The organism is Streptomyces sp. NBC_01294 (assembly GCF_035917235.1).
In the GTDB taxonomy this organism is placed as follows: Bacteria; Actinomycetota; Actinomycetes; order Streptomycetales; family Streptomycetaceae; genus Streptomyces; species Streptomyces caledonius.
Genome location: NZ_CP108423.1, coordinates 729199 through 741759, shown reverse-complemented (window position 1 = coordinate 741759; position 12561 = coordinate 729199). Strand labels below are relative to the sequence as shown.

At 68.7% G+C, this 12561-nt stretch carries 15 protein-coding genes; 4 read left to right on the top strand and 11 right to left on the bottom strand.

Going from position 1 to position 12561, the window contains the following annotated elements; genetic code table 11:
- Positions 1-48: 48 nt before the first annotated feature.
- From amcA to OG534_RS03625, 5 genes are all read right to left on the bottom strand, one after another.
- The gene (gene amcA, locus OG534_RS03645; protein ID WP_326586610.1) at positions 49-309 is read right to left on the bottom strand and encodes a multiple cyclophane-containing RiPP AmcA; all 261 of its coding nucleotides are present in this window, start codon (positions 307-309) and stop codon (positions 49-51) included.
- Positions 287-1360, bottom strand: coding sequence for a cyclophane-forming radical SAM peptide maturase AmcB (gene amcB, locus OG534_RS03640; protein ID WP_257553134.1), 1074 nt, complete (start codon positions 1358-1360; stop codon positions 287-289). The genes amcA and amcB overlap by 23 nt, the downstream gene beginning before the upstream one ends.
- A gap of 130 nt (positions 1361-1490) precedes the next feature.
- Positions 1491-1700 carry a hypothetical protein gene (locus tag OG534_RS03635; RefSeq protein ID WP_053173540.1) on the bottom strand — a complete coding sequence of 70 codons (210 nt, stop codon included), beginning with the start codon at positions 1698-1700 and terminating at the stop codon, positions 1491-1493.
- Entirely contained in the window at positions 1697-2101 is a 405-nt protein-coding gene (locus tag OG534_RS03630; RefSeq protein WP_326586609.1) for a hypothetical protein, read from the bottom strand. The genes OG534_RS03635 and OG534_RS03630 overlap by 4 nt, the downstream gene beginning before the upstream one ends.
- Before the next feature lie 58 nt (positions 2102-2159).
- Entirely contained in the window at positions 2160-3401 is a 1242-nt protein-coding gene (locus OG534_RS03625; protein ID WP_257553132.1) for a helix-turn-helix domain-containing protein, read from the bottom strand.
- 58 nt (positions 3402-3459) lie between these two features.
- Here OG534_RS03625 and OG534_RS38645 point away from each other — a divergent pair, with 58 nt between their 5' ends.
- The 3 genes from OG534_RS38645 to OG534_RS03605 all read left to right on the top strand — a co-directional run bounded on the left by OG534_RS38645 (position 3460) and on the right by OG534_RS03605 (position 6103).
- Positions 3460-4587: an SDR family oxidoreductase gene (locus tag OG534_RS38645; protein WP_442807028.1), complete on the top strand. Its 1128-nt coding sequence runs from the start codon at positions 3460-3462 to the stop codon at positions 4585-4587.
- A 266-nt stretch (positions 4588-4853) separates the two neighbouring features.
- On the top strand, positions 4854-5708 hold the full coding sequence (locus tag OG534_RS03610) for an IS5 family transposase (RefSeq protein ID WP_385229381.1): 855 nt from the start codon (positions 4854-4856) through the stop codon (positions 5706-5708).
- Complete coding sequence (locus tag OG534_RS03605; protein WP_326586005.1) at positions 5705-6103, top strand: hypothetical protein; 399 nt, start codon at positions 5705-5707, stop codon at positions 6101-6103. Before OG534_RS03610 ends, OG534_RS03605 begins: the two co-directional genes overlap by 4 nt.
- A 7-nt stretch (positions 6104-6110) precedes the next feature.
- Here OG534_RS03605 and OG534_RS03600 read toward each other — a convergent pair whose 3' ends face one another.
- From OG534_RS03600 to OG534_RS03585, 4 genes are all read right to left on the bottom strand, one after another.
- On the bottom strand, positions 6111-6335 hold the full coding sequence (locus OG534_RS03600; RefSeq protein ID WP_326594038.1) for a hypothetical protein: 225 nt from the start codon (positions 6333-6335) through the stop codon (positions 6111-6113).
- Positions 6336-6394: 59 nt separating this feature from the next.
- Complete coding sequence (locus OG534_RS03595) at positions 6395-6814, bottom strand: hypothetical protein (RefSeq protein WP_326586608.1); 420 nt, start codon at positions 6812-6814, stop codon at positions 6395-6397.
- Positions 6815-6921: 107 nt separating this feature from the next.
- Positions 6922-8982 carry a hypothetical protein gene (locus OG534_RS03590; protein WP_326586607.1) on the bottom strand — a complete coding sequence of 687 codons (2061 nt, stop codon included), beginning with the start codon at positions 8980-8982 and terminating at the stop codon, positions 6922-6924.
- The gene (locus tag OG534_RS03585; RefSeq protein WP_326586606.1) at positions 8982-9305 is read right to left on the bottom strand and encodes a hypothetical protein; all 324 of its coding nucleotides are present in this window, start codon (positions 9303-9305) and stop codon (positions 8982-8984) included. Before OG534_RS03585 ends, OG534_RS03590 begins: the two co-directional genes overlap by 1 nt.
- A 239-nt stretch (positions 9306-9544) precedes the next feature.
- Here OG534_RS03585 and OG534_RS03580 point away from each other — a divergent pair, with 239 nt between their 5' ends.
- The gene (locus tag OG534_RS03580) at positions 9545-9694 is read left to right on the top strand and encodes a hypothetical protein (protein WP_326586605.1); all 150 of its coding nucleotides are present in this window, start codon (positions 9545-9547) and stop codon (positions 9692-9694) included.
- 10 nt (positions 9695-9704) lie between these two features.
- Here the strand turns inward: OG534_RS03580 and OG534_RS03575 are convergent, their stop codons facing one another.
- The gene (locus OG534_RS03575; protein WP_326586604.1) at positions 9705-12281 is read right to left on the bottom strand and encodes a sensor histidine kinase; all 2577 of its coding nucleotides are present in this window, start codon (positions 12279-12281) and stop codon (positions 9705-9707) included.
- Between the two features lie 2 nt (positions 12282-12283).
- Positions 12284-12373: a K(+)-transporting ATPase subunit F gene (gene kdpF / locus OG534_RS03570; protein ID WP_326586603.1), complete on the bottom strand. Its 90-nt coding sequence runs from the start codon at positions 12371-12373 to the stop codon at positions 12284-12286.
- Positions 12374-12561 lie beyond the last annotated feature (188 nt).

The window sequence follows — 12561 nt, the reverse complement described above, 5'->3', positions numbered from 1 at the left end:
GGGGCGGGGCGGCCCCGCGCGGCGGGACCGTCCCGATGTCGGCGGCTGCTACTTGTTCTTCCAGTTGTCCCAGGTGGGCCGGTTGTCGAAGGTGGCCGTGGGGTTGTCCCAGGTCGGGCGGTTGTCGAACGCGGCGAGGGGCTTGGCGTGCGCGGCTTCGGAGGTGGGCTGGTTGCTCCAGGTGGCGTTGGTCCAGGAGTTCTCCCAGCGGGCGACGGCGCCGGTGCCAGCGGCCTCCAGGAGGGACTCGAATCCCTCCGCCGAGTCCATCACGAGGGTGGCGGCGTCAGTGGGCGTGTGAATGGACATGTCGCGTGACTCCTTCGAGTAGGGCGATTTTGGCGGTGGTGCAGTACCGGGTCCTGGTCCCGTCGAACCGGCCGGCGTGCTCGAAGTACCGGTTCGCGGCGTGGGCACCCCCGCAGAAGGCGAAGGCGGGGCAGGTGTCGCGGCACGCGTCGACGCCCTGCCAGAACTCGGTGATCCAGGGGGTGCGTTCCTCGGCCTCGGCCACGAGGACGTCCAGGCCGTCCTTGAGTACGTTGCCGGTGGTGAAGTCGCCGAACCGGGCGTCGGTGAACCCCGCCAGCTCTGGGGAGAGCATGATCACCCCGCCGTCGTAGGCGACGGTGGGCATCGGATCCCAAGGTGCAGAGGTGGGCGTGGGGGCGGTGTCGTGGCTGCCGAGAACGGCACCGGCGAAGTTGAGCACCCGCTGGATCTCCCTCAGCCGGATCACCGGATTGGCCCGCCAGGCGTCCGCGAGGGCGGCCCAGAACTCGGTCGTGCGCACGGGGTCGGACTCCTTGGCTCCGCGGTTGACCCCTTCTTCCTCTTCGACGTTGACGCCGAGGGTGGTGACGCCCAGCTCGGCGAAGAAGTCGTAGAAGCGGGCCGCGTTCTCGGGGGCCGGGTCGGAGACGACCGCGATGGCGGAGAACGGGATGCCGTGGCGGCGCAGGCGCTCGATGCCTCGCATGGTGACGCGGAATCCGGGGTGGCCGGCGAGGGTGACGCGGTGGGTGTTCATGTCCTCGGGGCCGTCGATGCTGACGCCGACGTGGACCTCGTGCTCCAGCAGGAACTCGCACCAGGCGTCATCCACCAGAGCCGCGTTCGTCTGGATGCTGTGCTTCACGCCCTCGAAAGGGGACATGAGCGCGGCCAAGTGCTCACGGCCCGTGGCCAGCGGCTCTCCACCGTGCCACACGACTTCGAACGCCGGATCGTGAGCTGCCCACGGGTTGACGGACGCGGCCACAGCCTCGGCAACCGTCACCGGCATCAAGTGGTTCATCTTGCGGAACGGCAAGTAGCAGTAGGTGCAGTCCATGGGCAGGCACTTCGTGGTGGGCTGCATGATCACAGACCGAGGCCTGGCCGCGAGCCGTAATGCACTCTGCATCGTGCTCCTCTCGATTGGGTCCGGGCGGGGTGTCCCGCCTCGGCTAGTGGTGCTGTTGGAGGCACCGGGCGGAGCGTGGGTGGGGTCAGCGGGGGTCGGCCTGGCGCAGGGCCTGGTGGTCGGCGACGACCCATTCGACGCCGCCGCCCTCGGGGCGCAGGAAGACGGCTTCGGGGATGAAGCGGCGGGTCTTGGGGTCTTCCCAGTCGCCGATGAACTGGACGATCCCCTCGCGGTCTTCGGCGGGGTCCAGTACGCGGGCGCCCTCGTAGAGCCAGGAGGGCCGCCCGCTCATGCCGCACCGTCCGTGCCCGCCGACTTCCTGAATCGCTCCATGCCGCGCTCGGCGCGGACCCTCAGGGAGGGACTGGGGTCCGGACTGCCGAACGGGTCGTCCCACGGGGCGTATTCGGGCTCGTGCTGCATCCTGCCGCCGGGGGCCCTGCGGGGGAGCGGAACGGGGGCGTCCTCCGCGGGCACGAGGGTGTTGAGCGAGGCGTTCCAGCCGTCCTCGCCGCCGCCCTCGGGACACAGGCGGTAGACCGTGGTGCCGGTGTCCCCGGGGACGTCTATGACCACACCCGTGCGGGAGGTTGCGGTGTCGTGCGCAAGGTCGCCGCGCAGCGGCCAGCGGGGATCAGGGTCGTCCGCCTGCTGTCGTACGCGGTCATGGTCAGTGCGACGCGTCGAGGTCATGTAGCGGAACGTATGCGCTCCGCTACGGGGCAATATGAATCCGGGGAATGTCCCCAGGTCAGTCCAGCGAAAAACGTCCGGTCATGCCGCGCAGCCGCTGGCGCGTAGCAGCCCGCTCCGCGTAGATGATCTTCCGCAGAGTAGCGCGAGCGACAGGGTGATTGCGCACCAGTTGGGGAGCGATACGTTCGGCGGTCTCCAGTTCGGTCAGGGCCTGGTCGCGGTTACCGTCCCACAGCCACGCGCGGGCAAGGTCCATGTGGTGGTGACCGAGCCGGGAGTTCGGCAGAACCGCGATGTGCGCGGGGTCCGCCTCGCGGTTGAGCCGGAGCGCCTTCGTCTGGTCACTCATCTCCAAGGCGGCGCTGACGCCGTGGATGACGACGTTGCCGAGGCTGAACGTGACCGAGTGCCGGTCGTGGATCTCGGGCCCGACGTATGAGTTGACCCGCTCGCCCGCCGTACGGGCAAGCGCGAGCCGCTCATCCGACCCAGCAGCGTTCCCGCCGCGCGCGGACGAGATCGCGGCCCGCAGGTGCAGGGCGCCCCACATACGCAGGGCGAGAGGGTCGCCGGCCTCGTACTCGGCTTCGATGCTGGCGAGGGCCTTGTCCCCGAGGGCGAGGGCGTCATCCCAGTCGGCCGACGCCCACGTGTCCCACATGCGCATCCACAGCGCCATCGCCGGCATCACCGGGTCACCTGAGAGCTGCGCGGACCAGGTGGCCCGTTCGCAGGCCATGGCGACCAGCTCGGGATGTCCGAGGGCATGGGCCGCTGTGTGGGCGAACTTGCAGGCCACCGCATAGATCGCGAACGCCTCTTCACGTTCGTGGCCAGTGGACGCCTCAGCGAGGGCCCGGGCCTCGCGCAGCATGTCCGGCAGCTCCTTCAGTACGGCGGCGTTCGCCGCGGCGTCGCGCAGGCGGAGCAGGCGCTTCATGTCGTGCCACAGCACCTCGGACGGCCGAGGGGTGCCGTCAAAGACGGGAGCCAGGTCGTACCGGCGCAGTTCCCGGATGATGGAGGCCGCTGAGACCTGCCACTTGGTTTCGGCGCCGCCGCCCGAGTACGGGCGCTCGATCAAGGTGTTCGGATGGCAGTGGAGCGCGGCGGCCACGGCGTTGATCAGACCGGCCCGGTCCAGCTCGATCCGCCCCTTCTCCAGCTTCGATACCCACCCCTGCGTCCGCCCCAGTGCGGCGGCAAGGTCGGCCTGAGTCATCCCAACCGAGAGCCGCTGACGCCGGACCCGTTGTCCGATCCGCTCTTGCTCCTCGATGTACCCGCTCACACCCATCACCCCGATCTGCGACCGCTTCTTCTGACGCGAAGGTACCGCTGGGGCGCTCCAGAAGGTGGGCCTTGGCCAAGGGATCTCAACATATGCCCATGCCCTCCTCGCCGCCTTCGAGCCAGACGGCAGCCCCGGGATCGCGGCGAACGCCGACCTCACCGACCCCGGCGCCGTCCAGACCATGGTCGAGCTCGTCCGCGCCGAGATCGGCCCCATCGACATCCTCGTGAACAACGCCGGCTCCTACCCCCGCGTCCCCTGGAAGGACACCGACGAGGCAGCCTGGAGCTACTCCCTCGACGTGAACCTCACCGCCCAGTACCGCACCTGCCACGCGGTGACCCCCGGCATGATCGAACGCCGCTGGGGGCGGATCGTGAACATCGGCAGCGTCAACGCCCGCGTCGGCCGGACGAACCTGGTCGCGTACAGCACCGCGAAGGCCGGGCTACTGGGACTGACCCGCTCCCTCGCCCGCGAACTGGGCCCGTACGGGGTCTGCGTCAACACGGTCATGCCCGGCGCCATCCAGGTTGAGGCCGAGAACGCCATCCCCGCCCAGCACCTCGCGCGCCCGGAGGACCAGATCAAGCGCCAGTGCGTCCCTCGCCGCGGTCGACCCGAAGATGTTGCAGCCCTGGTGGCGTTCCTCGTGGGCCCCTCCGCATCGTTCATCACTGGGCAATCCGTCCACGTCGACGGTGGCCGGCTGCTGCACTGGGACCGTCAACAAGCAAGGAGACAGACCGACATGATCGAACGAGTCCGAGCCGTCCTCGTCACCGCTGACGACACGATGCTGGTCATCCGCCGAACCAAGCCCGACATCCCCGTGTACTGGGTACTGCCCGGCGGCGGCGTCGAACCCAGCGATGAGTCGCGGGAGGCCGCTCTCCACCGGGAGATCCACGAGGAGATCGCGGGGAAGGCCGACATCGTCCGGCTCCTCCACACGATGGAGTCCGACGACGAACGTCAGCTCTTCTACCTCGCCCGCATCGCCACCTGGTCCTTCGAGGATCGCACCGGGCCCGAGTTCAGTGCAGAAGGCCGTGGTGAGTATGCGCTGGAGGAGATCCCGCTGACCGTGGAGGGGATCGACGGCATCGACCTCAAACCCGAGGAGATCGCCCATGTCCTCCGGGGTGCTATCGGCTCCGGCACCGTTCGGGCAGGGGCTGCGAAGTAGCCGTCCGGTTGTGTGGACTTGCCGTCGGGGACCGACGCCGAAGTGCATCGGGCCTGACGGCGCCTACGGAGTGCGGCGGCTGTTGGTTGCTGTGAGCTGCTCGGGTTGGGACGGACGCAGTGGGGTGGTACGGGCCAGACGGCGGGCGTTGGCCAGGGATCTCAGTGGTCGTTAAGTCCGACTTCTCTTCGTTCGTGATCGCTCGATCGTGGTACTGATCGCGGTCCGGGCTGCTCGATGGGCATGTCCATGTTGAGATGCGGGGCGTGATGAGAGAGCCGTATCTCAGCGATTTGTCGGATGGGCAGTGGGCGTTGATCGAGCCGATGATCACGGCCTGGAAACAGGGCCGGGTGGCGCGGTCGGCGACCGGGGATCCCGGGTCCTGTGACCTGAGGGAGGTCGTGAACGCGATCTTCTACCAGAACCGGACGGGCTGTCAGTGGCGCATGCTGCCGCATGACCTGCCGGCCTGGTCGGCGGTGTTCTACTACTTCAGGTTGTGGCGCGAGGACGGGCTCGACCAGCGGATTCAGGAACTCCTTCGCTGCCAGGTCAGGGAGAAAGCCCGCCGATTAGAGGACCCGTCCCTCGTGATCATCGACACCCAGTCCGTCCGCGCTGCGGCGGGTGTCCCCCGGACCACGACCGGGCTGGACGCGAACAAGAAGGTCTCGGGACGCAAGCGGGGACTGGCCGTCGACGTGCTGGGGCTGATCATCGGCGTCGTCGTCATGGCCGCCTCGGCGCACGACAACGCCGCCGGCATCGCCCTGCTCGACCAGGCCGCCGAGCGGTGCGGAATGCGCCTGGAGAAAGCCCTGGTCGACCAGGGCTTCAAGGAAGCGGTCATCGTTCACGGCGCACTGCTGGACATCGGCGTCGAGGTCGTCCGCCGCAACCCCGCTGACCAGGGCAAAGGGTTCGTCCCGCAGCCCAAGCGGTGGGTGGTCGAGCAGACGAACGGCACGCTGATGCTCCACCGGCGCCTGACCCGTGAGTACGACCACCGGCCCGACACCTCCGCCTCACGCGTCTACTGGGCCTCCACCGCCAACATGGCCCGCCGCCTCACCACACCCACGCCGACCTGGCGCGACACCATCGGGCTGGCCGCGTGAACATCACCGAACTCCTGGTGGACCTTCACCTCCGGGAGAACGAGGCCACGGCCCGGGCAGACGAACTCCGCCATCAGATCGCGCACTTCACCGCCGCCCTCACCGAGACCGAAGCTCGCCTCGCGGACCTCGCCACCACCCGCAAGGTCATCACCGAACTCGCACCTACCGGCACCGAACCCGATCCGCCCGAGTCGAGCACCGCCTACCAGACCATCGTCGACGCCTTCAACCAGCACCCCGACCAGGCGTTCCGGGCCCGCGACCTGCACGAACTCCTCGACATGCCCACCGACGAAGCATCCGTCAACATCACCCGCAGCCGCCTCGGACGACTCACCCGCCAAGGCTTCCTCACCCAACCCGGACGAGGCCGCTACCAGAAACGGACTTAACGTCCACTCAGTGGCCTGGCGGGCCGGTGGTGACCGGCGCGGGCTTCCACGGTGCGGGGGCAGGCGATGGCTCGAACGGTCCGGCCCGGTTGGCCATGAGGATCAGCATCGTCCCGACGACGAGCACCGTGAGGACGATGAGGGCGAGCCCGACGGGGTTGCGAGGGTTGTAGTAATAGCGGTTCGTTCCCCACTTGCTCCGCTTGAAGACCGGTTCGTGGTCGTGATGCACAGGCTGCGTCCTACGTCGAAGGGTATGGGGCGGCGCGGATTCCCCAGCGGCCGTTCCGGTCAGGACGCGCAGCCCACTGCCTTCTGGGCCGCGGGGAAGTACACGGTCATGAGACGGGTGAGGGCCTCACGGCGTGCGGGTACGTCGGAGGCCATGATGGGCGGGTAGATCTCGACGACGAACTGGCCGGGTTTGCCCTCGTAAGTGCACCGTGCGACCGCGACGGCCATGGAGTCGGCAACGCGGGCGGCGTCGCCCACGTCGATCTGTGCGGGATCGCCGGAGCTCGCCAAGCGCTGTCCGATGCCACCCATGACGTCTTCGTCCGGCGTGGTCACGTCGCCTTTTACGGTCAGGACGGTGTTCTTGTCCACGGTCAGTTCGCACCGCGGAGCGTGCGGCCTGGCTGAGTACGTCGACTGCTCCAGCTTGGCGCCAGGCGGAAGCAGCGGTGCGATGAGGGCCGAATCGACGACCACGCCGCATATGTCGCCTGGCAGCGCGTACTCCCTGCCCTCGCTGCACCCGGTCACTGCGATCAGTGCCGCGGCCCCCGCAGCGGCCATCATGGCCGTGCGCAGGCGCCTCACTGGGTGCCTGCCAAACCCTTGGCCGAGACGTTTCCCGTCACCGCGGACGTGTTGATCTCCTGCTCCAGCGTGCGCGGAGTGTAGGAGTGCCCGGGGTTCGCCTTGGCCCATTCCTCGGAGAGCGCCCTCAGCTGGTTCTCCCGGTGCGTGAACGTCTTCGCGTTCTGGTCCTGGACTCCCGCGTCGATCCGCGCCTGTTCGTCGAGCTGCCACTGGTAGGCGAGGGCGTCGACACCCCGTTGTGCTATGTCGCCGACCACGGGGATGAAGTTGGCTGCTCCGCCGAAGCCGTGGTAACGCCACTTGGCTTCCCACGTGGGGTCATCCTTGTCGGTCTTGAGGGCCTGGTAGCGGGCCTCTTCGAGGAAGCCGACCGTACGGCCCGCATTTTGCAGCGTCTCGTTGGGGTCACGCGGGTGTTCTGCGTGGACGTCTTTGATCATTTCTCGGTTCATGGCCTCGTTGAGCATGCCGTAGGAATTCTGGTCGCGGGAGACCTGCTTGCTCACCTCCAGGAGGTGGTGGCGGTCGAGCTGGCGGGGGTCGTCCGGCGTGTCCGACATGGCGCTGGCCGAGTGGTGTACGACATCGCTGTGGGCGGAAAGGACCTTGGCCATGTCGTCGCGCATCTCGGAGGGGAACTCGTCGCCGCGCTCGGAGAGGTACTTCAGGGAGCGGTCCAGAACCTGGCGGTGTTCAGGCGTGAGGTCGTCGGGACGCGTTGTCATGTTGTTGGGGTCGACTCCCGTGGCTGCAGAGACCAGGGCGGCGCCCGTGGCCTCCCGTGCGGCGTTGCCGTCCTTGGTGTTGAGGGGCGTGTCGTCGAAGGTCTGCCGGTCGCCGAGGACGTACTGGGCGTTGTCGGTGGGCTGGGTGGTGTTGAAGAACTCCGTCGCCGCGTTCGGGCTGGCGGCCAGAGCCGTCATGAAGCCGGTCAGGGGGTCGCGGCCGAAGTCCTCGCCGATGAAGTTCATCTTGGGGACAGGGGGGACGCCGCCGTTCCAGTAGTTGGCGGGGAGCTTCATCTTCTTCTCGGTGGCGACGAGGGCGTTGCCGTATTCGTTCAGGAAGCGGTTGTCCCAGTCGCCGCTGCGCATGAGGTTGCTCATCACCTGGTAGCCGTAGACCTGGCTGCCGCGGGTCTGGACGCGCTCCTCGCCGAGCTTGACCATGTCGTTCTCCCAGCTGCGCATGGCCGGGCTGTCGGACTGGGTGGCGCCGGCCAGGGTGAGGGAGAGGTTGCGCTGGAAGTCGCCGAGCTGGTCGTGGCGGGAGCGCTGCAAGGTGCCGCCGTCGGAGGGGTCGGCGAGGTCGGCCCAGAAGTCGAGAAGGCCGCGCGGGCCGATCGTGGTGGCGAGCTTCTCCTGGAAGAGGCAATCGTCCCTGTACTTGGCGAGATCGCGGTTGAGTCTGTCGAACTCCTCCGGGGACATGTCGTCCCCCTTGGCCCCCATGAGTTTGGCGATCCGGTCGGCGTCCTTCATGGCGTCCGCGGCGCGGTCACGGTCGTAGTACGCGGCGTCGGGGAACCCGTACGGGGTCTGGCCGACCAGCATCGTCAGAGCCTGTGCCGCAGTCGTATCGCTCTCGGTCGCCCCTTCCAGGATCCGCTGTACTTCGTCGCGCAGGGCGGTGGCGTCGGCCTCGGTGTGCTCGGGCACAGTGGCGCCCTTGGCCGCACGGTCGGGGTGGATGTTCATCGTGACGGTGAAGCCGCCGCCCGTCGGCACCACGGTCAGGTTCTTTTCGAGGCCGCGTGAGATGGCCTCGTTCAGCCGCTTCTTGTAGTCGACGAGCTCGCTGTGGGTGTCCCGCAGGATGTTTCCGATGCTGGTGGCCTCGGTGGCGGCGTCGCTGAACTCCTTGGCGGTCTTGCCGATGAACTCCCGGGTCACGGTCGCGTTCACGCCCGCCCAGTCGGCCTTGGCCGCCTTCCCGCCGAGGTCGCCTCGGGCATCCGACTCCAGCTCCCACAGCTTCGTGGCCATGGCCGTCCAGTCGGCCACCGCGGTGGACAGCTTCGAGAAGTCCGCGAAACGCAGTGCGTCCAGATCCATCAGTGCTGCGCCCTTTCCTCGAAGCCCTTGTCCAGCTGGGCGAACTTGAACTGCGTCGCGATCCGGTACTCGTCGCCGGCATGAGCCTTCTGCGTGTAGTCCAGGTGGTTGGAGATGTGGGCGCAGGCGTCCAGCAAGGTGCCCACCTGGTCGTGCCACTTCTCCGCGACCGTCGAGAGGGCGGCGCCCAGGGCGAAGTCCTTCTTCAGCGTGCCTGCCGCCTCGTGCGTGCTCGTCTTGGCGTGGTCCCCGTCGGTGCCGAGCCTCTGCCGCAGTGTGAATGCCGCGTCGCCGACCGCAGCCAGGTCCTTCTGGGCGACCACCAGATCCCCCTGTGGCCCCGGTCCGCCGCCTCCTCCGGGATCCAGGTGATTGAGCCGCATCGCAGTCTGGTTCCGGGCAGCCGCTGACCTGAGCTCCGCCCATTCCTCATCGAATGACATAAGACCCCCATGGTGAAAATGACGTAACCGGACCGGACCGGACCAGGGTTCAAGGTGACCGGCGCCGCGATTCCGGTTCAGGTGAGATCGATGGCTGGAAGTGCCCGGAGGCTCTCTCGTTGCGACGGCAGGACGACCGTGATGGTCTCGCCGCACACGGCGTCGAGGCCCTGTGCCGCGCGGTGCGCGAAGCCGTCGTCCCCGCAAACGACCACGTGATGGGCGTGATAGCCGAGTCCAGCTCGCAGGTGGAGAGTGCGGAAGGATGAGGACATGCGATCAGGACCGCCCTGCTGTCACAACGGTGGCAACGGGCAGGGACAGGACCATGGTCAGTCCTCCTCCCGGGGTGTCCTCGGGGGTGAGCGTGCCGTCCATCGCCTCGGTGAGTCCCCTGGCCAGGGCGAGCCCGAGCCCGAGTCCGGCGGTGTTGTCGCGGTCGCCGAGGCGCTGGAAAGGCTCGAACGCGCGCTCGCGGTCGTCGGTAGCGATCCCGGGGCCGCGGTCGGCAATCCTTATGTCGACCCGCCCGGCCAGGGCGCTGGCGGTCACCAGCACCGGGCGGTCCGCGGGTGCGTGGCGGACCGCGTTGCCGACGAGGTTGGCCAGTACCCGTTCGAGCAGGGGCGGATCGGCCTGAAGCGCCGGTACCGATTCGAGGTTCTGCACATCGATGGCGGGCCCGCTCCCGGGCGTCAGGTCCAGCGACTCCAGTGCGGCCGGCAGGACCTCCTCCAGCGTGGTGGCCCGCAGGTCGAGCGTGAGCGCGCCGGCTTGCAGGCGGCTGAGATCGAGCAGGTTCTCCACCAGGCGGTTGAGCCGGTTCAAGGACAGCTCGGCGGACTCCAGGAGTTCCGCGCGGTCCTCGGCGGAGAACTCGACCTCCTGGTTGCGCAGCGAGCTGACCGAGGCCAGCGCCCCTGCCAAGGGGGTTCGCAGGTCGTGGCTCACGGCTCGGAGCAGGGCGGTGCGCAGGCGGTCGGCGGCCTTGATGGGTTCGACCTCGGCGGCGGCCTCGGCCAGCCGGGCCCGCTCGACCGCCGCGCCGACATGCGCGGCGAAGGCGGCCAGCACGCGTCGCTCGGAGGACGGCAGCGTACGACCGCGCAGGACGAGGAAGGCTTCGTGCCCGGCCGCCACCGCAAGGGCGGGGCCCGCCTCGCGACGGGCGGGACGTCCGATCTCCGTTCCCGGACCCATGTCGGGCGGTTCGGGAGTCAGTTCGACGGTGTCCATGCCGAACGTCTCCCGTGTACGTTCCAGCAGGGCCGGAATCGTCTGGTCGCCTCGGATGATGCTGCCCGCGAGCGACGACATCGTTTCCGCTTCTGCCGTGGCCCGTGCGGCACGGCGGGAGAGGCGCAGGGACCGGTCCGCCGCTGCGGCCACGGTGGCGGCGACGACGGCGAAGACCACCAGCGCCAGCACACTGTCCGGGTCGCTCATGGTGAACTCGCCCACTGGCGCCATGAACCAGTAGTTCAGGAGCAGGGCAGCGGTGAGCGCCGCGATCAGAGCGGAGACCACCCCGCCGATGCAGGCCACGCCCACGACGGCCACCAGGAACAACAGCGCCTCGCTGGTGAGGTTCAGCGTGCCGCGCACGCGGTCGAGCGTGAGGGTGAGCAGTAAGGGAAGCAGCAGGGCGGCCACCGGTCCGGCGATGAGGCGGGACGTGGGGAGCGTACGGCGGCGGGAGGGGAGCAGCCGGCCGTGGCCGGCCCGCTCGTGCGTGACCATGTGGACGTCGATGTCCTCCGACAGCGCCACGACCGTGTCGCCGATGCCCCGGCCGGTGAGGAATCGTTCCAGCCGACGGCGGCGGCTAGTACCGAGGACCAGTTGGGTGGCGTTCTCCGCCATGGCGAAGTCCACCAGGGCGGTGGGTACTTCGTCGCCGACGACGGAGTGGTAGCTGCCGCCGAGGCCTTCGACGAGGGCCCTCTGTCCGGCCAGCGCCGCATGCGAGACGCCGACGGCGAGCCCGTCGCTCCGGGCGACGTGTACGGCGAGCAGTTCGCCGCCGGCGGACCGGCTCGCGATGCGTGCCGCGCGGCGGATGAGGGTCTCACCCTCCGGGCCACCGGTGAGAGCCACCACGACCCTCTCCCGGGTCTCCCAGACGTCCCCGATGCCGTGCTCGGTGCGGTACTTGTGGAGGGCTTCGTCCACACGTCCCGCCAGCCACAGGAGCGCCAGCTCCCGCAGTGCGATGAGGTTGCCGGGACGGAAGTAGTTCGCCAGCGAGGCATCGATCCGCTCCGGCGGATAGATGTTGCCGTGCGCCATCCGGCGCCGCAGCCCCTCGGGCGGTATGTCGACCAGCTCGATCTCGTGGGCGCGGCGCACGAACTCGTCGGGTACGGTCTCCCGCTGCGGCACCCCGGTGATCTTCTCGACGACGTCGCTGAGTGATTCCAGGTGCTGGATGTTGAGCGTGGTGACGACGTCGATCCCGACGGCGAGGATGTCCTCGACGTCCTGCCAGCGCTTCGGGTGCCGCCCGCCCCCGGGGACGTTGGTGTGGGCGAGTTCATCGATCAGCACCACCTGCGGCCGCCTGGCCAGCAGCGCCTCCCCGTCCAGTTCGGCGTACCGGCCACCGCGGTACTCGCGGGCGGCCAGGGGCAGGGTCTCGAGCCCGTCGAGTTTCGCTTCGGTGTGCCGGCGCCGGTGGCACTCCACGAAGCCGGCCACCACATCCGCGCCACGGGCAGCCCGGCGGTGGGCCTCGTCGAGCATCCGGTACGTCTTGCCGACTCCGGGGGCCGCGCCCAGAAACACCTTGAGCCTGCCGGGGGGAACGACGGACCGCCCCGCCTTCGCCTCCGGGGCGGCCTCGTGCGTGAACGCCATCGTCAGAACTTCTCCGGGAAGAACAACGCCAGGACCAGATAGCCGACCAGACACACCGCGACGATGACGCCTACGACAGTTTCCGTGCTCACCCGTACCCGACTCCTCCGTGCGCCCTCGACCTCACCAGCGAACACCAGTGACGCAATGAGGAGAACGCCCCTGACGCACTCCTGACGCCCCTCCGCCGGGACTTTGACGGTGCATTGACGGCCAGGAGGCCGATAGGGTGAAGGCGGTGTGCCGGGAAGCCTGGTCGGCGTCGCGGGCCGCGTGGCCT

What these genes read in the sequence shown, in the direction of transcription:
- amcA (WP_326586610.1), bottom strand. Translation starts at nt 309, where the DNA reads ATGTCCATTCACACGCCCACTGACGCCGCCACCCTCGTGATGGACTCG.
- amcB (WP_257553134.1), bottom strand. Translation starts at nt 1,360, where the DNA reads ATGCAGCCCACCACGAAGTGCCTGCCCATGGACTGCACCTACTGCTAC.
- OG534_RS03635 (WP_053173540.1), bottom strand. Translation starts at nt 1,700, where the DNA reads ATGAGCGGGCGGCCCTCCTGGCTCTACGAGGGCGCCCGCGTACTGGAC.
- OG534_RS03630 (WP_326586609.1), bottom strand. Translation starts at nt 2,101, where the DNA reads ATGACCTCGACGCGTCGCACTGACCATGACCGCGTACGACAGCAGGCG.
- OG534_RS03625 (WP_257553132.1), bottom strand. Translation starts at nt 3,401, where the DNA reads ATGGGTGTGAGCGGGTACATCGAGGAGCAAGAGCGGATCGGACAACGG.
- OG534_RS03590 (WP_326586607.1), bottom strand. Translation starts at nt 8,982, where the DNA reads ATGGATCTGGACGCACTGCGTTTCGCGGACTTCTCGAAGCTGTCCACC.
- OG534_RS03575 (WP_326586604.1), bottom strand. Translation starts at nt 12,281, where the DNA reads ATGGCGTTCACGCACGAGGCCGCCCCGGAGGCGAAGGCGGGGCGGTCC.